Source organism: Varibaculum massiliense, from assembly GCF_900106855.1.
Taxonomy (GTDB): Bacteria; Actinomycetota; Actinomycetes; order Actinomycetales; family Actinomycetaceae; genus Varibaculum; species Varibaculum massiliense.
The window spans coordinates 1884681-1909944 of the sequence record NZ_FNWI01000004.1 but is presented as its reverse complement, the minus strand read 5'-3'; the positions used below and the strand labels follow the sequence as shown (position 1 = coordinate 1909944).

23 protein-coding genes are annotated in these 25264 nt (G+C 54.0%); 7 read left to right on the top strand and 16 right to left on the bottom strand.

The features are described 5' to 3' along the window. Positions 1 to 41: 41 nt before the first annotated feature. The 3 genes from BQ5456_RS08485 to BQ5456_RS08475 all read left to right on the top strand — a co-directional run bounded on the left by BQ5456_RS08485 (position 42) and on the right by BQ5456_RS08475 (position 4524). Positions 42 to 2411, top strand: coding sequence for a glycogen/starch/alpha-glucan phosphorylase (locus BQ5456_RS08485; protein WP_071129588.1), 2370 nt, complete (start codon positions 42 to 44; stop codon positions 2409 to 2411). A 264-nt stretch (positions 2412 to 2675) separates the two neighbouring features. Further along, the gene (locus BQ5456_RS08480; protein ID WP_071129587.1) at positions 2676 to 3461 is read left to right on the top strand and encodes a glucosamine-6-phosphate deaminase; all 786 of its coding nucleotides are present in this window, start codon (positions 2676 to 2678) and stop codon (positions 3459 to 3461) included. An 88-nt stretch (positions 3462 to 3549) separates the two neighbouring features. After that, a complete protein-coding gene (locus tag BQ5456_RS08475) occupies positions 3550 to 4524 on the top strand; it encodes a diaminopimelate dehydrogenase (RefSeq protein ID WP_071129586.1) in 975 nt (324 codons plus the stop codon). Positions 4525 to 4726: 202 nt separating this feature from the next. Here the strand turns inward: BQ5456_RS08475 and BQ5456_RS08470 are convergent, their stop codons facing one another. From BQ5456_RS08470 to BQ5456_RS08440, 7 genes are all read right to left on the bottom strand, one after another. Beyond that, positions 4727 to 4987 (bottom strand): DUF1540 domain-containing protein, encoded by a 261-nt coding sequence (locus BQ5456_RS08470; RefSeq protein WP_071129585.1) that lies wholly within the window; start codon positions 4985 to 4987, stop codon positions 4727 to 4729. A 225-nt stretch (positions 4988 to 5212) separates the two neighbouring features. Further along, positions 5213 to 7234, bottom strand: coding sequence for a DNA primase (gene dnaG / locus BQ5456_RS08465; protein ID WP_071129584.1), 2022 nt, complete (start codon positions 7232 to 7234; stop codon positions 5213 to 5215). 164 nt (positions 7235 to 7398) lie between these two features. Further along, positions 7399 to 7974 (bottom strand): DUF4352 domain-containing protein, encoded by a 576-nt coding sequence (locus BQ5456_RS08460; protein WP_071129583.1) that lies wholly within the window; start codon positions 7972 to 7974, stop codon positions 7399 to 7401. 296 nt (positions 7975 to 8270) lie between these two features. Then, positions 8271 to 9524, bottom strand: coding sequence for a deoxyguanosinetriphosphate triphosphohydrolase (locus tag BQ5456_RS08455; protein WP_071129582.1), 1254 nt, complete (start codon positions 9522 to 9524; stop codon positions 8271 to 8273). Between the two features lie 35 nt (positions 9525 to 9559). After that, entirely contained in the window at positions 9560 to 10774 is a 1215-nt protein-coding gene (gene dusB, locus BQ5456_RS08450) for a tRNA dihydrouridine synthase DusB (protein ID WP_071129581.1), read from the bottom strand. Continuing rightward, positions 10764 to 12107 carry a YibE/F family protein gene (locus BQ5456_RS08445; protein ID WP_083378443.1) on the bottom strand — a complete coding sequence of 448 codons (1344 nt, stop codon included), beginning with the start codon at positions 12105 to 12107 and terminating at the stop codon, positions 10764 to 10766. Before BQ5456_RS08445 ends, dusB begins: the two co-directional genes overlap by 11 nt. A 13-nt stretch (positions 12108 to 12120) precedes the next feature. Beyond that, positions 12121 to 13515 carry a glycine--tRNA ligase gene (locus BQ5456_RS08440; protein ID WP_071129580.1) on the bottom strand — a complete coding sequence of 465 codons (1395 nt, stop codon included), beginning with the start codon at positions 13513 to 13515 and terminating at the stop codon, positions 12121 to 12123. A gap of 231 nt (positions 13516 to 13746) precedes the next feature. Between BQ5456_RS08440 and BQ5456_RS08435 the strand changes: the two genes are divergently transcribed. The 3 genes from BQ5456_RS08435 to BQ5456_RS08425 are packed head-to-tail and all read left to right on the top strand — an operon-like array spanning position 13747 to position 16446. Then, positions 13747 to 14730 (top strand): metal ABC transporter substrate-binding protein, encoded by a 984-nt coding sequence (locus BQ5456_RS08435; RefSeq protein WP_071129579.1) that lies wholly within the window; start codon positions 13747 to 13749, stop codon positions 14728 to 14730. After that, positions 14721 to 15470, top strand: coding sequence for a metal ABC transporter ATP-binding protein (locus tag BQ5456_RS08430; RefSeq protein ID WP_071129578.1), 750 nt, complete (start codon positions 14721 to 14723; stop codon positions 15468 to 15470). The genes BQ5456_RS08435 and BQ5456_RS08430 overlap by 10 nt, the downstream gene beginning before the upstream one ends. Further along, entirely contained in the window at positions 15454 to 16446 is a 993-nt protein-coding gene (locus BQ5456_RS08425; protein WP_071129577.1) for a metal ABC transporter permease, read from the top strand. Before BQ5456_RS08430 ends, BQ5456_RS08425 begins: the two co-directional genes overlap by 17 nt. A 30-nt stretch (positions 16447 to 16476) precedes the next feature. On the opposite strand, the gene BQ5456_RS08420 is transcribed toward BQ5456_RS08425, so the two are convergent. The 9 genes from BQ5456_RS08420 to BQ5456_RS08380 form a co-directional block, all read right to left on the bottom strand. Then, positions 16477 to 17262 (bottom strand): hypothetical protein, encoded by a 786-nt coding sequence (locus tag BQ5456_RS08420; RefSeq protein WP_071129576.1) that lies wholly within the window; start codon positions 17260 to 17262, stop codon positions 16477 to 16479. A gap of 1 nt (position 17263) precedes the next feature. Then, positions 17264 to 17989, bottom strand: coding sequence for a bifunctional 1-(5-phosphoribosyl)-5-((5-phosphoribosylamino)methylideneamino)imidazole-4-carboxamide isomerase/phosphoribosylanthranilate isomerase PriA (gene priA / locus BQ5456_RS08415; protein ID WP_071129575.1), 726 nt, complete (start codon positions 17987 to 17989; stop codon positions 17264 to 17266). Between the two features lie 9 nt (positions 17990 to 17998). Continuing rightward, positions 17999 to 18637: an imidazole glycerol phosphate synthase subunit HisH gene (hisH, locus tag BQ5456_RS08410; protein WP_071129574.1), complete on the bottom strand. Its 639-nt coding sequence runs from the start codon at positions 18635 to 18637 to the stop codon at positions 17999 to 18001. Next, complete coding sequence (locus BQ5456_RS08405) at positions 18630 to 19376, bottom strand: hypothetical protein (protein ID WP_071129573.1); 747 nt, start codon at positions 19374 to 19376, stop codon at positions 18630 to 18632. Before BQ5456_RS08405 ends, hisH begins: the two co-directional genes overlap by 8 nt. Further along, on the bottom strand, positions 19373 to 19972 hold the full coding sequence (hisB, locus tag BQ5456_RS08400) for an imidazoleglycerol-phosphate dehydratase HisB (RefSeq protein WP_071129572.1): 600 nt from the start codon (positions 19970 to 19972) through the stop codon (positions 19373 to 19375). Before hisB ends, BQ5456_RS08405 begins: the two co-directional genes overlap by 4 nt. Further along, positions 19969 to 21093 (bottom strand): histidinol-phosphate transaminase, encoded by a 1125-nt coding sequence (locus BQ5456_RS08395; protein WP_071129571.1) that lies wholly within the window; start codon positions 21091 to 21093, stop codon positions 19969 to 19971. Before BQ5456_RS08395 ends, hisB begins: the two co-directional genes overlap by 4 nt. A 139-nt stretch (positions 21094 to 21232) precedes the next feature. Continuing rightward, positions 21233 to 22483 (bottom strand): dicarboxylate/amino acid:cation symporter, encoded by a 1251-nt coding sequence (locus BQ5456_RS08390; RefSeq protein ID WP_071129570.1) that lies wholly within the window; start codon positions 22481 to 22483, stop codon positions 21233 to 21235. A 19-nt stretch (positions 22484 to 22502) separates the two neighbouring features. Next, a complete protein-coding gene (hisD, locus tag BQ5456_RS08385) occupies positions 22503 to 23828 on the bottom strand; it encodes a histidinol dehydrogenase (protein WP_071129569.1) in 1326 nt (441 codons plus the stop codon). Between the two features lie 65 nt (positions 23829 to 23893). Then, positions 23894 to 24682: a hypothetical protein gene (locus BQ5456_RS08380; protein WP_071129568.1), complete on the bottom strand. Its 789-nt coding sequence runs from the start codon at positions 24680 to 24682 to the stop codon at positions 23894 to 23896. A 61-nt stretch (positions 24683 to 24743) separates the two neighbouring features. On the opposite strand from BQ5456_RS08380, the gene BQ5456_RS08375 reads away from it, so the two are divergent. Beyond that, positions 24744 to 24986 (top strand): RNA-binding S4 domain-containing protein, encoded by a 243-nt coding sequence (locus BQ5456_RS08375; protein WP_071129567.1) that lies wholly within the window; start codon positions 24744 to 24746, stop codon positions 24984 to 24986. Positions 24987 to 25264 lie beyond the last annotated feature (278 nt).

Sequence of the window (25264 nt, the reverse complement as noted above, 5' to 3'; positions counted from 1 at the left end):
AACCGATAGCCTGGGATTGTAGTTTTGCAAGGAGATTGAATATGGCAGACAACCTTACACACTCTTTAGGTTCATTTACCCGTTCTATTTCTGGACGTCGCGCGGAAGATTCCACCCCGATGGAGTTTTGGACGGGAATGTCACAAGCGATTGTAGAGCGCATCGCTGAGAACTGGGAGAAAACAACCGACAAGTATGCGGCTGGACGTCAAGAGCATTACTTCTCGGCAGAGTTCCTAATGGGCAGAGCTTTGCTCAACAACCTAGACAACCTAGAGCTTTTAGAGGAAGCGAAAAAGGCTACTAACGCCTTCGGGATGAACCTTAGCGATGTACTAGAGGCTGAACACGACGCCTCCCTAGGTAACGGAGGCCTGGGGCGCCTAGCAGCCTGTTTCTTGGATTCTTGTGCCACTATGAACCTGCCGGTACGCGGGTACGGTATCTTGTACCGTTACGGACTTTTCAAACAATCCTTTGAGCACGGCAGCCAGCGCGAACATCCGGATCCCTGGATGGAAGAAGGCTACCCCTTCGTTATTCGCCGCGAGGAACAACCCCGCTTTGTGCACTTTGCAGATATGGAGGTGCGGGCGGTCCCCTATGACATGCCGATTACCGGTTACGGAACCGATAACGTAAATAACCTGCGGCTATGGAAGTCAGAACCCATCGAAGAGTTCGACTACGAAGCTTTTAACTCTCAGCGTTTCACCGATGCGATTATCGAGCGGGAACGAGTTGCAGACCTTTGCCGAGTGCTCTACCCCAACGACACCACCTTTGAAGGAAAAGTGCTGCGGGTACGCCAGCAGTACTTCTTCGTGTCGGCCTCCCTGCAGGACATGGTCGAGAACTACGTGAAGCACCACGGCAATGACCTACGTGATTTCGCCAAGTACAACTGTATCCAGCTAAATGACACCCACCCGGTGTTGGCGATTCCGGAACTGATGCGGATTCTGCTCGACGAGCACGAGATGGATTGGGAAAGCGCCTGGCAGATCGTACAGAAGACTTTTGCCTACACCAACCACACGGTACTTGCCGAAGCCCTCGAAACCTGGGAATACGCGATTTTCCAGCGGTTATTCCCCCGAATTCTGGAAATCGTGGCGGAGATTGACCGCCGGTTCCGGATGGAGCTAGAGGCACTCGGCTTTGACGCTGCTCGCATTGACTATATGTCACCGATTCATGGCGGTCGTATCCACATGGCTTGGATTGCCTGCTACGCAGCGTTTTCGATTAACGGGGTGGCAGCCCTGCATACCGAGATCATTAAGCGCCAGACTCTGAAAGACTGGTACGAGATTTGGCCGCAAAAGTTTAATAACAAGACTAATGGGGTCACTCCCCGGCGCTGGCTGAAGCAGTGCAACCCCCGTCTGGCTAGTTTGCTGACTGAGAAGCTGGGGTCAACCGACTGGGTTACCGATATGGATGAACTCAAATCTCTGCGGCACCTGGTAGATGACTCCGATGTGATGGCGCAGTTGCTGGGGGTAAAGGCCGATAATAAACGGGATTTTGCCAAATGGCTGGAGCAACGCTCCGGAGAAAAGATTGATCCTGCGGCGATTTTTGATGTGCAGATTAAGCGTTTGCACGAATATAAACGCCAGTTGTTAAACGCGCTTTATATTTTAGATTTGTATTTCCGGATCAAAGAAAATCCGCAAAAACCGTGGCCGCATCGGGTATTTATTTTCGGGGCGAAAGCCGCTCCCGGGTATGTACGCGCTAAGGCCATCATCAAATTGATTAACACTATCGGGGAACTGATTGCCGGAGATCCCGAGGTTTCGAAGATCATCCAAGTGGTGTTTGTCGAAAACTACAACGTCTCCCCGGCGGAACATATTATTCCGGCTGCCGATATTCACGAACAGATTTCTACTGCCGGTAAAGAGGCTTCGGGGACTTCCAATATGAAGTTCATGATGAACGGGGCGCTTTGCCTAGGCACTTTAGACGGTGCCAATGTCGAGATTGTGGATTCGGTCGGGGAAGAGAACGCCTATATTTTCGGGGCGAAAGAGGAAGAACTGCCGGAGCTGCGGCGCACTTACGATCCTCGTCACCTCTATGAAACCGTGCCGGGCCTTAAACGGGCTCTGGATGCGCTGGTTGACGGCACTTTGGATGATGAAGGTACCGGTCTGTTCCATGACCTGTTGGGTTCGCTTTTGGATTCTAACGGGTACGAACCGGCTGACGTCTACTATGTACTGGGCGATTTCGCCGATTATCGTAAAGTGCGTGACCGGGCGGCTTTGGACTACGCTGACCAGATGGAATGGGCACGTAAATGCTGGATCAATATTTGTGAATCCGGACGTTTTAGCGCCGATCGCACCATCAGTGACTACGCGAATCAAGTATGGATGCTTGAGCCCCAAAAAATCTAGTTTTCCCGCCAGCTGGTTGCGGGGTTTCGTTAAGGATTACTCCCGGGATTACCAGGAAGCATCAGGGGATTTCTAGGAAGGAATCACAAGTAAAGATACTGACAGCGGGTGGGGAAGCTACTTCCCCACCCGCATTATTTTTTGCTATCGCGATCAAGAATTTTACGGTTAACGCGCGCCATAGCTACAAGTACCGGGCAGCGTGAGAAAATAACAACGACTTTCGCTAACCAATGACGGAAAATCCTAGCAAAGGAGATTTAGATGCGAATCGCGATTACCGCTACCCCAGAAGTTGGCTCCAAGCTGGCAGCAAAACTAATTATTCCCCAGATAAAACCAGGTTTTCGTTTGGGACTAGCCACCGGGTCTACCCCCGAAGGCCTCTACGCTGAGCTGCGTAAAGCCCATGCCGAATCTGATTTCACTTTAGAACACTGCACCGGTTGGGCATTGGATGAATATGTTGGGATTGCACCCGAGCACCCAGAACGCTATCGCAATGTACTTCGGCGAGAATTGGTAGGCGAAGAAAAAACCGGACTTAAAGACGAGAATCTCAATACCCCTGATGGGCTCTCCCCAGACCCGGAAGAATCAGCTCACCGCTACGAAGAAGCAATCACCTCGGGTGTTGACCTGCAGATTCTAGGTATCGGCGCCGATGGGCATATCGGCTTCAATGAGCCTTCAGGCTGCCTGGTCAACCCCACCAATGTGGTTACCTTAGCCCCCCGCACAATCAGTGATAACGCTCGTTTCTTTGATGGTGATGAAGCAAAAGTTCCCCGCCGAGCCATAACCCAGGGCCTGGCAACAATTATGCGTTCACGCCAAGCCATCCTGTTGGCTTTCGGAGAGCAAAAAGCTGACGCGGTTGCCGGCACGGTAGAGGGCGCGGTCAGCGCTTTTTGCCCCGCCTCGATTCTGCAATACCACCTGGATGTAGTGGTGATTGTAGATAATGCCGCCGCTAGCAAACTAAAGTTGGCCGACTATTATCGGGAAACTTGGCAGGCCAAGTACCCGGAGATTTCGCTAGACGCCTAAAAAATTTCCCGAAGCTGCCCAAAACCTAGATTGTCTAGGTTTTGGGCAGCTTTCACATTGAGAATGTTCCAGATTGTAATATCTGGCTATGACGATAAAAGTAGCAATCAATGGATATGGCAACCTGGGGCGGGCAGTCGAACGAGCCGTAAACGCCGCGGGCGATATGGAAGCAGTGGCGGTTTTTACTCGCCGAAACCCGGAAAGCCTAAAAACTGCCGGCACCCCGGTTTACCCCCTAAGCCAGATGGCTGATTTTATGGGGAAAGTTGACGTCTGCATTTGCTGCGGTGGCAGCGCCACCGATTTGCGCAGCCAAGGTCCGGCAGCTGCTGCCTATTTCAATACGGTAGATTCTTTTGACACCCATGCCGATATTCCCGCTTACTTCGCGGATATGGATGCCGCCGCCAAGAAAGCGGGACATGCCGCCCTGATTTCCACCGGCTGGGATCCGGGTCTGTTCTCCATCGCCCGCGCCCTCACCGGAGCAGTCCTCCCGGACGGCTACACCCAGACGTTCTGGGGGCGCGGAGTATCTCAGGGACATTCTGACGCGATTCGCCGTATCAAAGGGGTGGAGCGCGCAGTGCAATACACCGTCCCCAACCCCAAGGCAATGCAGGCGGTAGAAAGCGGCGAAAATCCCCAACTGACCACCGCGGATAAACATACTCGGCTCTGCTACGTTGTGGCTGCTCCCGGCGCCGATAAAGAGCGGATTACCCGCGAGATTAAGCAAATGCCGAAATACTTCGCCGACTATGAAACCACTGTGAACTTTATTTCTGCCGAAGAATTGGCGCGCGACCACGCCGGGATGCCCCACGGTGGGGAAGTGATTCGAGTGGGACATACTCGCGAGGGAATCAAACATTTGGCACGCTTTCAGCTGCAACTGGACTCCAACCCGGATTTCACCGGTTCCATGGTAACCGCCAGCGCGCGTGCCCTGTTTCGTCTGCATGAACATGGTCACCGCGGAGCTGCCAGCGTCCTGGACCTGCCTCCCGCCTGGTATTCGCCACTTTCCCCCGAACAGTTACGTGCCCAACTGCTATAGCTAGTTCCTTTCATCTCCAGATAGGGACCCTTCAGCTGGGAAAAGTTTTAGGTCTGCGAATCTTTAAGTGCAGGTCTACCTGCGGGGTGGAACCAATAACTAAAGGGGCTGGGGAGTAGTGTTACTCCCCAGCCCCTTTAAACTGTAATCCTTACCATTTAGGTAAGAATCCGGAACCTTAACTGCTGCTTACCCCGATTATCTAGGCGGTAGCAAAGGTTAGGCACTTTTCGTCAGCGCCCACCTTGACAGAATCAGCTTGGCAGAGCAGGTGGTTGTTAAATTTGCAGTCGGCAAGCTGGCAAGCCCCGACCTGAGAATTAACTTTCCCCAAACCGCCCTTTTCGTCAAGGGCAATAAAGGTTGCGCACCCACCTTTTGCAATAGTGACCGCATAAGCGTTGCAGCCATTATCGTTGAAGGCACAATCACTAGCTGAACAATTTACTCCTGGCATTGCCATTTGAGTTCCTCCTTTGAAGTTGAAGTTTTCTTATTAAGACATTCTCAATCTACAAAAGGAGCTACTAAAAGAAAAGCATTTATTTTTCAGCTCTCAATCATTTACAACCAATAATATATCTGCTGGTAGAAGCATTTTTTATTCTAATATCTGGAATAGTGTTCCCTAAATTTAAATAGCAATAACAGCATTACTTAAATTAGTATTGCGTACCTAAGTTGTTGTTTATTTACGTTCTTGCAGCTTACGACGGGTATTTTCCAGGCGCATTAGCTCCGAAAAAATTTGCTGATATTGCTGGTCTTGGGGATCGCATCTTTGCAGCCGAGCCTTTATCTCCGCGATTTGACGGGAGAGATCACCGCGAATCATGGCTTCCCACACTCCTCGCGCGTAATCATTTAAGCGCTTCGGATCATCTTGCGGAAGGGGGGAAACCACTAACGCTGACAATAAACTCTGCAATTGTTGCCCAACCTGCGCATTTAGTAGCTCAATCCAACGTTTATTCGCTAGGATTACCGCAGGTTTCCCTTGTAACCCCAGTTCATCCTCGGCGCCGCGCCACAGTTCTGCGTATTTTTCTAAGCCCCCTAGGCTGGAAACGGCAGAAAAGAGGGCGCTAAACATCGGCACTCTAAAGGCTGTGGGGGAAACTGTTTCTATCCCGAGACCAAAAAGGCTGGCCGGCAACTGCAGCAGACATTCCAAGGCTCGCCGTTCCAGATTGGCGACTGGATCAGAGTTGTCTGGCAAAGTTATGGCCGCGCGCGCATCGGGCACGGCTGAGTTCCCGCCCTGTCCAGCTCCGGCGGTTCCTCGGGCCCCATAGGGATCGGCTGCAAGACCATTTCCCGCCCCGGGAACGGTTCTGGTTTGCGCCCGGGACGCGTTATGCACTATCTGACGCACTTCACCCTCGGGCATCCCCACCCAGCCCGCCAGGCGCCGGGTATATTCCGAACGCAGCGCCACATCTCTAATCCGCGACACCACCGGGGCAGCAGCCCGCAAACCATTTACTCGCCCTTCCGAAGTATCCAGGTTATAAGCTTTTAGGATAGTGCGTAAAACGAACTCAAAGAGGGGACGCCGCGAATCTACCAGCGCCCGCACTGCACTACCTCCCTGTTCTTGCCACAAATCGCAGGGGTCCTTACCCGAAGGCTCAATCGCCACAAAGGTTTGGGAAGCGAAAGCCTGATCTTCCCCAAAAGCGTGCAGTGCCGCTTTTTGTCCGGCCGCATCACCATCGAAAGTAAAGATTACTTCCCCACCCCGGGCTTTCCCCGATGACAGCAGCACTCCGGCCGCCGGATCTGCACTATCACCTAGGAGGCGGCGCACAATTTGTACGTGTCCGGCACTGAACGCCGTGCCACAAGTGGCGACCGCACATTCCACCCCCGAAAGATGGGCAGCCATCACATCGGTATAGCCTTCAACTACCACTATCCGCCGCTCTTTACTGATTGCCTTTTTAGCCATCTCAATCCCGTAAAGCACCTGAGATTTCTTATAAGCCGCAGTTTCGGGGGTGTTTAAGTATTTCGGACCTTTATCTTCCTCCGACAGTCGGCGAGCCCCGAAACCAACCACCTCTCCAGTAAGACCACAGATTGGCCAAATCACCCGTCCGCGGAAACGGTCATACAGCCCCCGCTGTCCTTTAGAAAACAACCCCGACGCCGCCAATTCCGGTTCCGTAAATCCCCGTTTTCGCAGATAAACCAAGAGCGAATCCCAAGAATTAGGGGCGTATCCCAAAGAAAACTTGGCGGTAGCATCCCAGTCGAATCCGCGGGCGCTTAAGAAATTACGCGCCAACTCGCCCTCTTTGCTTCCCAGTTGCGAGCGGAAAAACTGCGCTGCATTACGGTTTGCTTCTATTATTCGCGCGCGCGAAACATGGTTCGGATCTTTCCGGTTACCTGTACCATTTTCTTCATAATGCAAGGTAACACCGGTTTTATCCGCCAGGTATTGCACCGCTTCGGTAAAAGAAAGGTGGTGGATATTTTCTACGAAATTAATTACGTCCCCGCCCTCACCGCATCCGAAGCAGTGATAGTAGCCCTGGGCAGGACGCACATGGAACGAGGGGGTGCGTTCATCGTGGAAGGGGCAAAGCCCTTTCAAAGCTCCGACCCCGGCAGGGCGCAAAGAGACCTGTTCTCCCACGATTTCATCAATCCGGGCGCGCTCGCGCACCTGGTCGATATCTTCGCGTCGAATTAACCCTGCCATGTCTCAATCATAGGCGAGGGCGGGCACGTAAACCTACGCTTATTTTCTTTGACCATTAGGCGGGCAGTTTTCAACCACGTATCTGCTTTTGATGCAGGAAAGTAAAGAGCCTTCGCCGCGACTTTTCGCGGCGAAGGCAAAATCTGTTTACTTAGCAACTATTTCTATTTGACGGGAACACTCACAGATTTATCTAGCAACCCGCCACTGAAAACGACTTCCGAGATACTTGCATCAGTTGGAGTATCAAACCAAAGCACACCCTCAACCGTATTTCCGGGGTTAACATCTTCTAAGATCATTCCCCCCTGCTCAGTTCCCCAAATTGCGGCGTCGCTGCTGTAGGAAAACTCTTTACCATCACTATCTTTTAGCTTCACACTGTCTGCAAAGAAAATAGCGGACTTAGAGCCATCATTTTTGGCTTTCATTTTAACCGGAATAAAATGCCCCTGGGCTTTGGCTCCTTCAGCAAACTCATTTTTACCCACGTCAGATACCGGTTCATCAACCGAAACAACTGTGACAGTCCAATCTCCGACTTTGAATTCTTTTCCTAGAGAGTAAGACTCTTCTTCCTTTGTTTCAGCAGCCTTACTATTTTGAGTCTGCGCAGCCGAATTGGTTTGAGCCGACTCTCCGCTGTTACCCTTATTACCACCAAAAAAGCCGGCAATCGCCACTACCAGGACGATAGCGCCTACTATCCATGGCCAGCGTTTCTTTTTCTTTTCTTCCATTGCTCCTCCTCCAGGGGCTAACAAATAAAGAGATTCTTTATAAGTCTGCCCCCCCCCCCCCGAGCTTTTTGTCAAGAATCTAAAACCTAGAGCAAGATTGGAGAAATTTACCGTCCATAAATTATTGTCTGCCGCAGCTTTTCGCAGAAGGATAGACGGATTCCAGCTAGTGTCAGCTAAGCAGTTATTACCGTTTTAATAAATGGGCAGAGCAAGCTACACCAAGTAATTACAAAATATTTTTACGCTACCGCTGGCTAAAAATCGTATCTATCCCACCCAGTTGATTTTTGACGCTAGAGGGAGCGGAACATGCCGCACAGGCGCGCGTGCCACTGATTAGCGGTAGTGTCGGTCAAAGAGGCGATTTGATCAACTAAGGCTCGCCGCCTGCCATCATCGCTTTCTGCCTCCCGCCAAGCAGAACGATGTGGTTCTTCCAGCTCGTCCGGGCGTTCCCAGAGGGCATCGGCAAGTTCAAAGATTGTGGTGCGTTGCGCCAAATAGATAGGTTCAGTTTCCCGCGGGACCATCATATAGGCGGCAGCTATCCCTTTGAGGAGCTTGATTTCGGCGAGGGTATCCTGCGGAATAACTAAATCGGCATCGTAGCGGTGCAGGGGACCGTTTCCTGCCGCCTGCAAAGTAGCGCAAGATACCGCCGAGCAAAAGCGCCCTATCAATTGGGAAGTCATATTTTTTAGCCGCGCCATATCCCGATAGGAGCCATCGAAACTAGCCAGCCACTGTGGCAGAGCCCGAATCCGTTGCCAGGCGTTTTCTAGTTCATTCCCCGAGGCATCCCCGTACCATGCAGTCGTGGTTTCAAATACCAGCTCTAAAGATTTACTATCTCCCAAGGTAGCCGGGTCTAGCTCGCCGGTTTGGATACCGTCCTCGATGTCATGCACGGAATAAGCGATGTCATCGGAAATATCCATGATTTGTGCTTCTAGGCAGCGTTGATGCGGGGGAGAAAATTTGCGCATCCAGTTAAAAACCGGGGCATCTTCGCGGTAGCAATTGTATTTTTTACGCGAATACTCGCTGTTCGCGCCCTGACCTTTGAGCCAAGGATATTTACAAACCGCATCCAGGGTGGCGCGGGTGAGATTTAGCCCCAGAGGATGCCCTTCCGCGCTGATCACTTTCGGCTCCAGCCGGGTAAGCAGACGGAACGTTTGCGCATTCCCCTCAAAACCCCCAATATCTGTGGCTACTTGATCGAGGGCTTTTTCGCCGTTATGCCCAAAAGGAGGATGCCCCAGGTCATGGGCTTGGCAAGCGGCATCCACGATATCGGGCTCGCACCCCATTTCTTGCGCGATTGACCTACCTACCTGGGAAACCTCTATGGAGTGGGTAAGCCGGGTACGGATAAAAGAATCAGTCGCTGGCCCGAGCACCTGGGTTTTGGCGCCCAGGCGGCGCAGCGCCGAAGAATACATAATCCGGGCGCGATCCCGGGCAAACTCGGTGCGATGTGATGATTTGGGCGGCTCCGCCTGATAGCGTTCGCGGTCACGGGGAGAATAGGGCGCGGTTTCCATATCTTTCACTCTAGCCTGTATGCAGGTATTTACCTTTAATAGCCGCCTTCATCTAGAGAAGTATCCAGCTTCGCTGCCTCCAGGATGCGGGCAGCAGCCGCGTCTACCTCTCTGGTAGCTAGCCACCCTTCCGGTAAATGGGTTTTGCGGGGGTTGCCCCGCCGTCCACGTTTCCCCTCGGCGGCCGGAGGGTAAGGCAAAGACGGATCCAGGGTAGAAAACAGTTGCTCTAACTCTTGCATACTATTAGCACTGGTGAGGGCGCGGCGGAAGTCTCCCCCAACCGCGAAGCCCCGAAAATACCACCCCAGGTGTTTGCGCATATCCCGCAGGGCGCGTTCCTCGTTGCCCATCCAAGAACTAAGCATCTGGGTGTGTCGCAACGCCATTTCACACACTTGGCCCAGGTTGGGACGGGCGCGATTATCCGAACCGTTAAGCGCGCTGGCTAGGTCATAAAATAGCCACGGTCTTCCCTGACATCCGCGACCAATCTCTACCCCCGCGCAACCGGTTTGCGCAAACATCGCTAGAGCATCCTCGGCGGAAAAAATATCGCCATTTCCCCAAACCGGGATTTCTAAATCTTGTCGCAGCTGCGCGATGGCTTCCCAATTTGCACTGCCGGAATAGTATTGATTGGCGCTGCGTCCATGCAGCACCACGGCACTCGCCCCTACTTTTTGTGCCAGTTTGCCAGCATCCCGATAGGTCTCGTGATCGGCGTCTATCCCGATGCGAATCTTGGCAGTCACCGGCACGGACTGGCCCCGCGGAGAATCTTTCTCCCCCTTCCTTGCCCCGGCAACCACTGCCGCCACTATCTGCCCAAAGCGCTCTATTTTCCAAGGCAAAGCTGCCCCCGCACCCTTGCGGGTCACTTTAGGCACCGGGCAGCCAAAGTTAATATCCAGGTGATCGGCCAGGCCCTGACGCACCAACATCCGGGCACCTCGATACATAGTTTCCGGATCCACCCCGTGCAACTGCACCGAACGAAACGTCTCTTTCGGGTCTGGTTTAATTAAAGCTAGAGTGCGCGAATTGCCTTCCACCAGGGCGCGGGCAGTAATCATTTCACAAACATACAGTCCACTGGCTGCCCCGTCAGTAGCGGTAATCCCTAAATCTTTTAACGCTTGCACCGCCTGGTCTCGGCAAATCCGGCGAAAAGGAGCGTTGGTTACTCCCGCCATCGGCGCCAGGGCGATGGGGGTGCCAACCGTGATTTCCCCCAGTTTAGTGGGCATGGGATGACTCCTTGCCCGCTTGCAAAATCCCTTCGTCCTCTATCTTGGTAGCTACTGAGGCAGACTCCACCGTATCTACCCGCGAGGATGCCCGAGGTTTTTCGTTTAGGCCGGAGGAGGCACGCACGAATTTCACTAGGAAAGTTCCCACCACTGTAGTCGCCGGAATCGCCAGTACCAAGCCAATTGAGGCCACCAGGGTGCGCACGATTTCCTCCGCGATTTGCGAAACCGTCAGCAGCTCCAGGAAGGGGCGCTGGGATAACATTGCCAAAATCAATGTAGGCAGCGCCGTACCTACATAGGCGAAAGCCAAGGTATAAACCGTAGAGGCAATATGGTCACGCCCAATCCTCATTGCCCGCGAAAACAGTTTTCGCCGCGGCATTTGCGGGTCAGCCTCATCCAGTTCCCAAACCGCAGAAGCCTGGGTAATAGTCACGTCATTTAAAGCACCCAAACCGGCGACTACGATTCCGCACATAAACAGGGAGGGCAGCACCAACGCTGGTAGCTGGGTGCCAAGAATCAACGCGTCCTCGTCGCTAGCTCCGGTAAGCCCCGCCGCCCGCGTACCCGCGTATGCCAGAAGAACCGTCACTACCAGCCCTAAGAGGGTTCCCAGGAGTGCGGTGGTGGTGCGGATAGTAATCCCGTGCGCCAGGTACACCGAGAGGAACATAATTGCTCCTACCCCTGCCAAGGTCACCAACATCGGCGGTTTCCCGGCCATTAACGCCGGCAGCATAAAGAACACAATCACCAGCGTGGAGGCCGCCAGCCCCAATAGCGCCAAGAAGCCGCGCCTACCCGCTACCGCCACCACAATTATCACGTACAGCAGTCCCATAATTGCCAGGGCATTACCCCGTTTAATATCGGTAAACAAGAAGGGGGTGCCGGTTGCCATAGCTTCAGTGTCATAGAGCATCCATACCGCGGTTCCTATTCGAATCGCCGGCTTTGATTCTTCAGGTACCCGAACTGGAACGATGTGATCCTTCCACTGTCCATCCAGGACTTTCACGCACACCAAGGGTTGGGTCTCTGGCAACCCATTAGTGGGGTCAGCGGCTCCTTTCGGCATCTTCAGACCCTCAATCAGGCATTTTTTCCCGTCTAAACCGGTCACCTGACCGCTGATGCGATTTACTCCCGTCTGCGCCCACTGCTGTTTAGCGCCTCTTAAAGGATTCGGGCTATAGAGGGTGACAATACCGATAATAATCAGCACTAAAACCGGCACTATCAGTGCAGTTAGCACGCGGCGCGCGCGGCGTAGCGCCTGCGGATCCGGGTGAGAATTACCTGAACGGCGTATATGCTGGTGCAAACGCGTCCCGCCTTTAGCAGCCCAACAGGCGCGTTGCTAAATAGTTAGTTAGCTCCGCAATTTTTACCCGTTCTTGCTGCATGGAATCACGTTCACGCACGGTTACGCACTGGTCATCCGCGGACTGGAAATCGTAGGTAACACAGAAGGGAGTACCGATTTCGTCTTGACGGCGATAACGCCTACCCACCTGTCCGGCCTGGTCGTATTCGATATTCCAGTTCGCCCGCAGTTCTTGAGCGATCTCTTGCGCCGGACCGGTTAGTTCGTCTTTACGTGAAAGTGGCAGCACTGCGACTTTTACCGGGGCGAGGCGCGGATCCAGGCGCAGTACCGTGCGTTTATCCACTCCTCCCTTAGCGTTGGGGGCTTCGTCCTCGTTATAGGCCTCTACCATAAACGCCATCAAGGAACGGGTTAGACCAGCGGAAGGCTCAATTACGTAGGGAGTCCAACGCTCCCCCTTCGCCTGGTCAAAGTAATCCAAATTCTTGCCCGAAGCCTGTTGATGTACCCCCAGGTCATAGTCGGTACGATTAGCGATCCCCTCGAGCTCGCCCCACTTCGATCCCTGGAATCCGAAGGCGTACTCGATATCAACAGTGCGCTTGGAGTAGTGAGAAAGTTTTTCTTTCGGGTGCTCGTATAGACGCAGGTTATCTGCGCTAATCCCCAGGTTACGGTACCAATCAAGACGTTCATCAATCCAGTACTGGTGCCATTCTTCATCGGTGCCGGGTTCTACGAAGAACTCTAGTTCCATCTGTTCGAACTCGCGGGTGCGGAAAATGAAGTTTCCAGGGGTGATTTCGTTACGGAAGGATTTCCCGATTTGTCCAATCCCAAAGGGCGGTTTCATCCGGGCAGAGGACATCACATTTGCAAAGTTAATGAAAATCCCTTGCGCAGTCTCTGGCCGCAGGAAGTGCAAGCCTTTCTCATCATCTACCGGTCCCAGGAAGGTTTTTAGCAGCCCCGAGAAGGCGCGCGGCTCCGTCCACTGTCCGCGCTTGCCACAAGCCGGGCACGGCACATCCTGCATCGATACCTCATCAGCAGAGGGCAGTTGGTGTTTTTCTGCGTAGGCCTCCTGCAGGTCATCTTCACGGTGGCGAGTATGGCAAGCGGTGCATTCAATCAAAGGATCAGTAAAGGCTTTCAGGTGACCGGAGGCTTCCCAGACCTTGGAAGGTAAGATAACTGAGGAATCCAGTCCGACTACATCGGCACGGGAGCGCACTATCCGATTCCACCATTGGCGCTTAATATTCTCTTTTAGCTCTACCCCTAAGGGACCATAATCCCAGGCAGAACGGGTTCCGCCATAGATTTCACCGCAGGGATAGACAAAGCCACGCCGCTTTGCCAGATTGATTACGCTATCTAACTTCGAGGGCGTTTCAGCCACTGTTCTGTCTCCTTAACTCAACTTATTGCGCCAAGGCGCTACCTCCCCAGATTCTACCGGCTTGGCTCATTTTGCGAGAACTGGAACGCCTGAGCGTGATTTACAACTCTAAAAAGCAGGAAGCGAAGACAGAAAAACTAGTTTCCTCGGGCTTACCTGGAGTTTTCTTTCGCGTCCCCAACAACACCAACATCTTGCTTTTGAGAACGGTTATCGTTTATATTTTTGGTTATGCAAAAAGGAATAAAAAAAATAATTTGCGCCGCCGCTATCGGCGCTTTAGCGCTTACTGGCTGTTCTGCAGGGGCAAAGGGCGCGCAGAACGGAAAAGTAGATGCCGTCGCTTCTTTCTACCCCCTGGCGTACGTAACTAGCCAAGTAGGCGGGGATTTGGTGCAGGTAACCAACCTGACTCCCTCGGGGGAAGCCCACGAGGTAGAGCTATCCGCGAAAGACCTCACCACTATGTCTCGCGCTGACGCCTTGATTTATTTATCTGGATTCCAGGCTGCCGTTGATGATGCAGTTAAAGAAGCAGCTCCTAAAAACACTTTGGATGTAGCCAAGGCTGCGAAGCTCAAGAAACTTTCTGCTGAAGAAGCGGCTGAACACGAAGCTGAACACGACCATGAGGGCGAGCATGAAGCAGACCACGAGGACGAACACGAAGAAGCTGGTCACGACCATCACCATCATGGCGCTTTCGACCCCCACTTTTGGCTAGATCCCCAGCGCCTATCCCAAGTTGTGCCGCAAGTGGTTGCCACCCTTACCAAGGCCGCCCCCAAACACGCTGATACTTTCAAGAAAAACGGGAAAGCCCTGCAAGACAAACTAGCTACCTTGGATAAGGAATATCGCACTGGTCTAGCTAAATGCGCCACTCCTACCGCAGTTACCGCGCATGAAGCCTACGGATACATGGCAGACCGCTACGGATTCGAGCAGGTGGGAGTAAAAGGGGTCGACCCTGAAGCCGAAACTTCGCTTACGCGTCTACAGGAAGTGGCCAATATTGCCAAGGCCAAGAAAGTAAACGTATTGTTTTCAGAGAGCGCCCTCGGCGATAAAGACACCAAGACTTTAGCCGAGCAACTCGGGATTAAATCTGAGGTACTTGACCCCTTGGAAATCCAAGTAGATAAGAACCGGGATTACTTGCAGGTAATGCAAGATAACCTGGAAAAACTGAGTAAAGCGATGAAATGCCAGTAACTGAGAGCAAAACATCTCTACCTTTTAGGGCGACAGATTTATCTGTCGCCCTACAGGGCAATTTGATCCTGGAAAACATTAACCTGCAGATCACCCCCGGCACCACGGTGGCTCTATGCGGGGAAAACGGCTCCGGAAAATCCACTCTGGTGCGCGCAGCCGTAGGGTTAAACCCAGTTAGCGCCGGGAGCCTAGAGATATTTGGCGCCTGCCCCGGCGAGAAGGATTACCCTAAAGCCCTGGCAAAAGTAGGATATGTTCCCCAACGCAAAAGTGCGCTGGGGACCGTTCCGGCTACCGCCCTGGAGGTAGTGCGCTCCGGACTGCTGCGACGAGGACGCATCGGAGGGAAACGATCAGACCGGCAACGCGCCCTAAACGCCCTAGAAAAAGTGGGATTAGCGGCAGCGGCTGGCAAAAAGTTTCAGTTCATGTCGGGAGGTCAACAGCAGCGAGTCTTAATTGCCCGCGCTCTGGTACGAAGCCCAGAGTTCCTGATTATGGATGAACCTTTGACAGGCATGGATCGTCAAAGCGCTCAGAGCCTGGCAAAAACCATTGGGCAAGCCAAAGAGGCCGGTAAGACCATGTTGATTGTGCTACACGAACACGGTTTCCTGGCGCCCCTGATTGACCGGACTATCACCTTGATTTCCGGGCAGATAGCCAAGGACATTGCAAACGAAGATACGCTCCCCGATTTTTACGCAGAGGCGGAGAAAAATGATTATTCCGGTTAACCACATCTTGCCTCTGTCAGCTGCCGCGGTCAGCCCGCAGCAGAGCTTCGCGCTCTCCCCCACTTTCGGCGGCTCTCTGCCTAGCTTCGAAGCCGATTGGAGCAGCCTATTAGCCTCTCCCTTCTTCCTGCGTTCCCTGATAGTGGCAGTACTGGTGGGACTTAGCGCCCCCATTATCGGCACCTACCTGGTACAACGCCGCCTGTCCCTCCTAGGAGATGGTATCGGCCATGTCGCCCTCACCGGGGTGGCACTGGGATGGCTAGTCGGCAACTTGACGGAAGTAGCAGGCGGAGACGCCCTAGCAGTACCGGGAGCGGTAATCGCCTCGATTGTAGGCGCGGTAATTATTGAATTGGTACGCGCCAAAGGCGGAGCCAGCGGGGACGTAGCGATGGCACTGCTATTTTACGGAGGAATCGCCTCCGGAGTGTTGGTGATTTCCCTAGCGGGAGGAACTACCAACCAGTTAAACTCTTACCTTTTTGGCTCCATAGCCGCAGTTTCCTGGTCAGATGTCTATCTCACCATCGCCCTATCGGTATTAATCCTGTTTTTTGGGTTGGGTTTGCGCCGCGAACTCTTTTCTATCTGTAACGACGAAGAGTTCGCACTAGCCAGCGGGATTCCGGTGCGGCTACTTACGGTTTGCTTAGCGGTAGTTAGTGCTCTGACAGTGTCCACCGCGATGCGGGTAGTGGGGGTGTTACTGGTTTCAGCGCTGATGATCGTGGCAGTAGCTATTTCCCAGATTTATGCCCGCTCCTTCAGCGCCACCATGGGATGGGCGATGGCGCTGGGAGTAATCATGTGTATCGCGGGTCTGGTGTTTTCTTACTTCACTGCCGCCGCCTCCGGCTCCGCAATCGTAATGGGGTTAATCATCCTTTATGCACTGGCAGCCGCGCTACGTCCCCTGGTTTACCGCCGGCATTTACAAACTCCGCAAGAACCAAGTAACTGCGGGCACCATTAGGCCTGCCGAGGGCAAAACCTGGAACTTGGACTAGTTTCCGCCAGTTACCGGCACCGGAGTTACCTCCAGTAAATCGGCGGCAGCCTCTAGACCGTCCAGGGTGTTTATCCCCTTTTGTAAAGCATTTAGGGACTGGGCGAGGGAAGGCGTAGCGGGATCTACCCGCACTATTAGCCGGTCGGGTGCTGCCTCTTGCGGAATGATTTTCCAAGTAGCCGCAGGCAGAGTTTCCTGCAATAGCTGCGCTATTAGGGTTAAGAAAACTTGATTTTCCCAGCTGGGTACCCAAGTATCAGCGCAGGCCAAAGCGTTAAGGAGTGTGCGGGGCAAGAGGTAGGTACCGTCTAGCAGCATTCTGCCTGGCGAATCCAAGGCAGCTATCGCCAGGGCGCGGGCGCGAACAGGCAGCGGACGCACTTGCTGGCGGGTTTCACCTTGCGCTATCTGAGCAGCTAAACCAGCCGTTACCGCCTTCTCAAATGCTGACAGCGAAGAGTAAATAGGAACTACCCGGGCGCTGCTGTTTCCTGGCAACTGCACTTGCGGGAGCTGTCCGCTGGGGCAAGTTTCCTCGCCAGAGATTCCGTGCGGAAGTACCGGTAAGATGACCCGTCCCGAGCCTAATGCCGCTGCTATCGATTTAAGCCGGTCAGGCAAATCACGGTGGCTAAAAGCCGCCGCCATTTCCGACTCTAAATCGCCCCTATCAGTGGGATTAACACTGCGTCCCAGGGCGCGTAAAATCGCGTTTTCTTGGCGGGGGGATACAGGTTTCTTGCTGGGAGGCTCCGAGTTTACGCCAGCGAAAGCAGACAAACTATTCTCTCCCGCTAGCAACCGCCAGTGCCTGCTCGATAGTGAACTGCCCGGAGTACAGGGCTTTACCCACTATCGCCCCCTCGACCCCAATGCTGGTGAGCTCGCGCAAAGTACGCAAATCATCCAGGGTACTCACTCCCCCACTTGCCACTACTTTCGCGGAAGTGGCTGCACATACTTCGCGCAGCAACTGCGTATTCGGGCCGCTCAAAGTACCGTCCCGCATCACATCGGTGACTACGTAGCGAGCGCAGCCCGCCGCATCTAGACGGGTAATCATTTCAAAAAGGTCACCGGCATCTTTGGTCCAGCCATGAGTGGATAGGGTATGACCGCGCACGTCCAATCCCACTGCAATCTGGTCGCCATATTTGGCAATCACCTGGCAGGTCCACTCCGGTTTTTCAATCGCCGCGGTGCCTAGATTTACTCGGCGCGCCCCGGCTGAAAGTACCCGTTCCAAAGATTCGTCGTCACGGATACCCCCTGACACCTCTACCTGTAAATTTAACTTTTCTACGATTTCTTGCACCACTTGGGTGTTGTTACCCCTGCCAAAGGCGGCGTCCAGATCCACCAGGTGCAGCCAGCGGGCTCCCGCCTCCTCGAAGCCGCGAGCAGCTTCTAAGGGCACCCCATAGACTTTTTCGCTGCCCGCTTTGCCTTGATGTAGGCGCACCGCTTGACCGGAAACTATATCTACTGCCGGTAGAAGTTCTAACATTTTTCTCCCTTAGAAACTTTGCGTCCAGTTACGTAACAGTTCCATACCGGCATCGCCGGATTTTTCGGGATGGAACTGGGTGGCCGCTAAGGGCCCGTTCTCTACCGCGGCGATAAACGGCTCACCGTGGGTTGCCCAAGAAAAAATCGGGGGTTTCATCCGAGAAGGTTGCCGATAATGCCGGGCAGGGTCAGTGGTGACCCCGTAGGAGTGCACAAAATAAAAACGTTCGTCCTCAATCCCAGAAAATAGCCGCGACCCCTGCCCTACCTGGATTTTCGACCAGCCAATATGAGGCAGAATCGGGGCGTGTAGTTTCTCTACAGTTCCTGGCCATTCCCCCATCCCGGTGGTGTCCTCCCCGTGTTCCAGACCGCGTTCGAACATGACTTGCATCCCCACGCAGATACCAAGCACCGGTCTGCCCCCCGCTAAACGCCGGTCTATCAGGGTGTCACCGCGGCGAGCATGCAGATCCTTCATTACCGCCGCAAAAGCCCCTACCCCGGGTACTAGCAGACCGTCAGCCTCCAGGCAGGCAGAAAAATCGCTGGTCAGACTAACCTCAACCCCGACGCGTTTTAAAGCATTAACCGCGGAGCGCACATTTCCAGAGCCGTAGTCAAACACCGCTACCTGTTTACTCACCGCCCGTTTCCTCCCGCTTATCTAGGTCTTCCCGGCGATTAATATCTTCTTGTAGCCCGCGCAGCTGCCGCAGCAAAATCCCTGGTAAATCGCGCAGGCGTGGGGGGCGAATCTCGGGATAGTCTTCGGGAGAAGTTCGACCTAATAACAAATCTTCCACCCGTTCATCCGCGCAAGAAACCAAGGGACCAGCGGGAATAGTGCGATCAAATTGTCCGTCATAGTAGACACGCGCCGTAATTTGCCCCTGCACCCCCGGGTCATCATCGGAGTCCGAACGCAAAGTGGAAACAAACAGCACCGCCCCGTAGGGGGTAATCTTAGAAACCGCTAGCGCCAGCTCCTCGGCCTCGGGCGAGACTGGACGTTCCTCCCCCAGCAGCGCCTCTAGCTCGTCATCGGGAGTGGGAGTTAGGCGTTTCCACACTACGCACCCGGATTCTGTTTCCACAATCCGGGCATCAATCTCGTGAGCTGCCATCATCGTGGCTAGCGGCACTGGCTCTAGCAGGTTCGTTAATACCAGCGCCACATCCCCGGCTTCCGGAGGGAGTGCCTCTAAATGCTGCCAGGCCTGTAAATCCTGGTCTACCTCTTTGCCGAAACCATCTACGTCCTCGCCGATTATCCCCGACTGCGCGATTACCTGATCGAAGAAGTCTTCCGGCTTTGATTCTTTATCCCGCATAGGATCTTTATCGCGCGGGTCGTCTTGATCCGGAAAATTTTCGGCGTTCACAGCGCACCTTTGGTGGAGGGAATCCCGCTAACCCGGGGATCGATTTCCACCGCTCCCCGCAGCGCCCGGGCGACTGCTTTAAATTGCGCCTCTACAATATGGTGCGGATCGCGCCCGGAAAGTACCTGGACGTGCAGGCAGATTCCGGCGTTATAGGCGAAGGACTCCCATACGTGGCGGGTCATTGATCCGGTAAAGTGCCCGCCTATCAGGTGATATTCCTGGCCGGCTGGTTCCCCGCTATGTACACAATAGGGACGCCCAGCAACATCTACCACTGCCCGAGCTAACGCCTCATCTAAGGGCACGGTGGCATCGGCAAAGCGGCGAATCCCGGCTTTGTCCCCCAGGGCTTGACGCAATGCTGTACCTAGGCAAATAGCAGTATCTTCTACCGTGTGATGCACATCGACTTCGATATCACCGCGAGCAGCAATGTTCATATCAATCAAGGAATGTTTCGCTAGGGCGGTGAGCATGTGGTCATAGAATGGCACCCCGGTACTAATCTCACTTTTACCGCTGCCATCTAGGTTAATTTCCACCGTAATTTCCGATTCCGCGGTTTTCCGGGTGACTTTCCCCCTGCGACTCATTTGGTTACCTCCTCTAGTGCCTGGCGAAACGCCTGATCCTCTTGACTAGTGCCAATACTTACCCGTAGGAATCCTGTGGGACCGACCTCGCGGATTAGGACTCCGCGATCCAAAAGATCGCTAAATACTTGGTGTCGATCCGGGAACGGCCCAAAAAGTACAAAGTTAGCTTGGGTTTTCGGTACCGTGTAGCCTTTGCCCTCCAGCCAAGATGCCAAGTCATCGCGGCGCTGACGCAGCTCTGCTAGCTGGCGCAGCTGCTCTTTAGCATGCCCTAAAGCCGCGATTGCCCCCGCCTGGGTGAGTGCCGAAAGGTGATAGGGTAAGCGCACCCGCATAATATCGGTAATCACCGTTTTTGCCGCCACCAGGTAGCCTAGGCGCAGCCCTGCCATCCCAAAGGATTTCGACATGGTGCGGGAAACTGCCAGGTGCGGGAATTTTCCTAAGAGGGCGAGGGCGCTGGGCTGCTCGGGATCCCGGAACTCCCCGTAGGCCTCGTCAACTATCACCACGGTTGCAGTGCGTCTGCCATCAATAACCGGCCCGGTTTCTTTCGCTTGCTGCAAAATCTGTACTAGCTCGGCTTCACTGCTGGCAGTCCCCGTCGGGTTATTCGGATTGGCCAGCAGTAACACGCTAGGCTTTTCTTCTTTCAGTGCCTGTAGCAGGGCATTCAGATTTAGGTTAAAGTCGCTTTGGCGTGGCACCGTGACATAGCGGGAGTGCGCGCCCCGCACGTACTCGGGATACATCGAGTAAGAATATTCTGTTCCCAAAACCGTGCGTCCCGGTCCGGCGTAAGCGCCCAGCAGTTGCGCCATCACCTCATTAGAGCCATTAGCTGCCCAGATTTGTTCCACCGGAAAATCCAGACCAGATTCGCGCTTCACATAAGCGGCTAAAGCCTCCCGCAGCGCCGTAAAATCCCGATCCGGGTAGCGGTTCAATCCCGCCGCCACCTCGCTAACCGCCCGGGTAATATCGGCAATCATTTCCGGACTGGGCGAATAGGGATTTTCATTCACGTTTAGCCGGGCAGCCACCTCTAGCTGCGGCGCCCCGTAGGGGGTAACCTGCGCCAGTTCTTCCCGCAACGGTAGCAAGGGAGGCTGTTCCATAGATTTTCGTTCCTTTCTTGCTCCCATTCTAAAGGCATTGCCCCTATAATGTTTCGCCCCCGCCAATCAGCTGGTTTCGGTTTTTCTAAGGACGAAAAGCGGCACTTGTGATTAGGCGGGGGAAAACAGAGGTTAGTGACTAGTCAGTGGCCGAAACCATGGTTTCGGCGGTAGCCATAGCTTTACCTTTTTCGCTACCCAGGGAGCCACCCGCCAACTTGTTAACTACCAGGGCGATAGCGCCGTCACCGGTTACGTTAGTGGCAGTACCGATAGAGTCAATCGCCACATAGAGTGCCACCATCAGCGAATACAGCTCCGGCGAGAACCCGAGGAAGCCCATCAGCACGCCCTGCGCGGCCGCGATTGCACCGCCGGGAACGCCCGGTGCCGCTACCATGGTGATCCCCAAGATGATGATGGCCATCGCCATCTTCCCGAAGGTAATGGATTGTCCGGTCATCTGCATGACTGCCAGGGCAAAAGCGGTGATTTTAACCGTAGAACCACCCAGGTGAATGGTGGCGCAAAGCGGAATGGTGAAGCCCGCAATCTCCGCCGAGACCCCGTTGTTACGGGCACACTGATAGGTCACCGGAATGGTAGCCGCCGAAGAAGCAGTCCCCAGCGCGGTGAAGTAGGCTTTCGCCATCCTCCCTAGTGCCGTAAAGGGATTAATCTTCGCAATCGCGCCAGCCACCGTGTATTGCAGTAGCAATAGCACCACAGTCAGGATCACCGACACTAAAATAACTTTGATCATTACCTTGATGACCAGCGCAATCTGCCCGGAGTACGACATATTCAAGAAGGTGCCGAAAATAAACAGCGGCAGCAAGGGAACAATCGCCCGTTTAATCATCAACATGGTGATATCCCGGAACTCCCCGTATGCGCGATGCAAGGTGGGAGTATTCAGTGCCGCCATGCAAATACCCAAGATAAAAGCCAAAATCAAAGCGCCAGTCACGTCCAGTACCGGGTTAATGTTCAGGTTATCTCCCAGCAGGGAGGCCACCGCATTCTTAGGTTCTTTTAGTTCGGGAGCTGACTCGGTGAGAATCCGCGGGAAAACCACTGACGCAATCCCGTAGGTACCGAAACCGGCAAACAGGGTGGAACCGTAAGCGATTGCCACTGTGGCCAGCAGCCATTTACCGGCTCCGCGCCCTAGATCTGCTAACGCCGGACCTACCAGCCCCAAGATGATGAGGGGGATACAAAAACTCAAGAATTTACCGAAAATATCGTTGAAAGTGGCGAAAGGGGCAATGAACCCTTTGGGCAGGCCCGGGAGCATACCAATCAGGGCACCAGCCACAATCGCTACCAAAACCCAAAATAGCAGCTGCCTAAAAACAGCGGGGATACGTGCATTTTTTTCTGCCATAGTTATTCCTATCTGTTATCTATCTAAATCGGCAGTTCACGGCTTCTTCGTGTGCCGGAAGATCTTCGGCGTCCGCAAACGCGGTTAGAGGACGCGCCATTTCTTTAAGTGCCTCACGCTGGTACTCGACCTGCTGTACCGGCTTGAGATATGCCATTACTGACAGTCCACCCTCGTAACGTCCGGTTCCCCCGGTGGGGAGGACGTGGTTAGAGCCCGCCAAATAGTCCCCCAGGGGAACCGGGGTGTAGGAACCGACAAAAATCGCGCCGGCGTTACAGATTTTCTCTGCCACTTCCCGGGCGTGGGCGGTGTGAATCTCTAAGTGTTCGGGCGCATAAGCATTAGCAGCCTCGATGGCGCTAGCCATATCGGCCACCAGGATAATCCCCGATTGGGAACCACTTAGTGCCTGGCAAATCCGCTGGGAGTGCTTGGTAGCCTGCGCTGCCGGAACGATTACTGCTTCTACCTTGCGAGCTAGTTCCTCAGAGTCGGTAAAAAGTACCGAAGCGGCGTTGGGGTCGTGTTCGGCCTGGGAAATCATATCTGCAGCTACCAGTGTGGGGTCGGCGCTGCTATCGGCGATAATCCCAATCTCGGTAGGCCCGGCCTCCGCGTCGATTCCACAAACTGCCCGTACCAGGCGTTTAGCGGCGGCTACGAAGATGTTACCGGGACCGGTGATTACGTCTACTGGTTGGCAAAGTGGATCGGGATCTACGCCCGCTTCCCCGCTCGCCCCATAAGCTAACATGGCGATCGCTTGCGCCCCGCCTACTGCGTAGACTTCCTTAACCCCCAGCAGTTGGCAGGCAGCCAAAATCGTGGGATGAACCCCGCCTCCAAACCGGGCTTGTGGCGGGGAGGTGACCGCAATTTCGCTGACTCCAGCTTCTTGGGCAGCCACCACGTTCATAATTACCGAGGAGGGGTAGACTGCCAAGCCGCCGGGTACGTAAAGCCCTACTCGCTCTACTGGAATCCAGCGCTGTTTAACGATGCCTCCGGGCATTATCTCGGTTATCCGTTCAGTCGGGAGCTGCGCGCGGTGACCGGCGCGGTTATGTTCGATAGACAGCTCCATGGCTTCCCGAACTGCCGGATCAAGCTGCTGCAATGCCTGGGAGAGTGCTTGCTCGGGAACTCGCAAATGCTCGGGCCGGACCCCATCGAACTTTTCGGAAAGATCTCGGAGGGCGCCGGCACCGCGGTCTTTTACTTCCCGCATCAGGGGACGTATTTTTTCTGCCGCCTCCTCTATGTTCATTTGGGCGCGCGGCAGCGCCTGGCGGAGCGCCAGTCCACTGGGCATATTAGCGCGAAAATCAGTAATTGAGAGCATGTGGATATATTAGTTGTTCACTGAATGTTCTTAGCGGTTAAGTCCAGTAGATAAAATGTTTTGACTTACTTGCTAGACTTCCGGTGAGATTTCTTTTGTAAGTTACGCATTACCCAGTCCCGGAATCCGCGATAAGTTAAGAAGAGCAGAACCCCACTGACCAGCCATAACACCCAAGGATACCAGGCGGGAATCGGGGCAACCAGATATAGCGAGGCAGCTACCACAATCAGGCCGGCAAGGAATCCACAAACTGCCCCCAGCAGGGTTCCGGTGAGGAAGGTGTTCGATTTTTCCTGCGCATCCCCCTGGTACCAAGTGATTACAATCAGTGCAACCACCATCACAATCAAGGAACCAATCCGCAGCCATATAGACATTCCGAAACCGTTAAACACCATCACTCCCGCTAGGGACAGTGCCATTAAGCCATCTAGCCACCAGGGGGTTAGCGCCTGTTGATGCAAAGATTCCTGGATATCATCTGCCGCCGATGCAGTGTCTGTTTCCGCCTCTACGCTCCCCGCTAAAGTTTCATTAGCAGTATCGGTGGCAACCGGCGCATCGACAATCGGGGTTTGCCCGGTACGGTGTTCCACCACGCTTTCTTCCGGCACCTGATGGGCAAGTGGTGCAGCTGGGACTGGAGAACCTCCCGCCAGCGGATACGATGATGCTTGCGCAGGCTGCTGGCTGTATTGAGGAACATCTTGAGCCGGAGGAGCCGCCGGGGCGGGGAAGGCCGGAGCCGGCTGCTGCCCAGGTACTGCCTGTCCCTGCTGGGTAGCAAAAGGCCAGTTAGCTCCGCTTTGAGAATTACTTTGCGGGAATCCTTGCGGTTCGGGGTTGCTCATTTAGCTCCTCCAAAATGCGCTAATAAAGTCATACTTTCCCCAGTTTAGTATCATTTAGGGCGTGGCAGATAATAACAGCACACCTTTACCGGCTATTTCAGTGCGCGGCACCATCAAACTGGGACAATTTTTAAAGCTGGCAAATTTGGTCGAGGACGGCGCCGAGGCGCGAATGTTCATTCAATCCGGTGACGTTACGGTTAACGGCGAGGTAGAGACCCGCCGCGGCAGTACCCTCTCCCCCGGCGATATCGTGCAGATAAACCTCCCCAGCGGCACCACCGGAGCCCAAGTCTCCCGTTAATTCCCCAGCAAACGTCGGGTCGAGGTCGGTAAAAGCGCTCGGGGGATCCCGATTGAGCGCGGGAGAGAAGTTTTTCCTCCTGCCCAAAAACTCGAAAAAGCCCCAAGGGCATTTTTCGAGTTTTACGCCCGCCTAGCCTGCTCGGATAAAACTTCTCCCCCGCGCACTCCGCTCAAGCCCGTTCTCGTGTCTTTTACCAGCAACGACCCGCAAGCGGGGACTATCATCGCCATCGCCTTGAAAACAAAAGACTATTCAGCGAGTCGCTTATTTGGTGA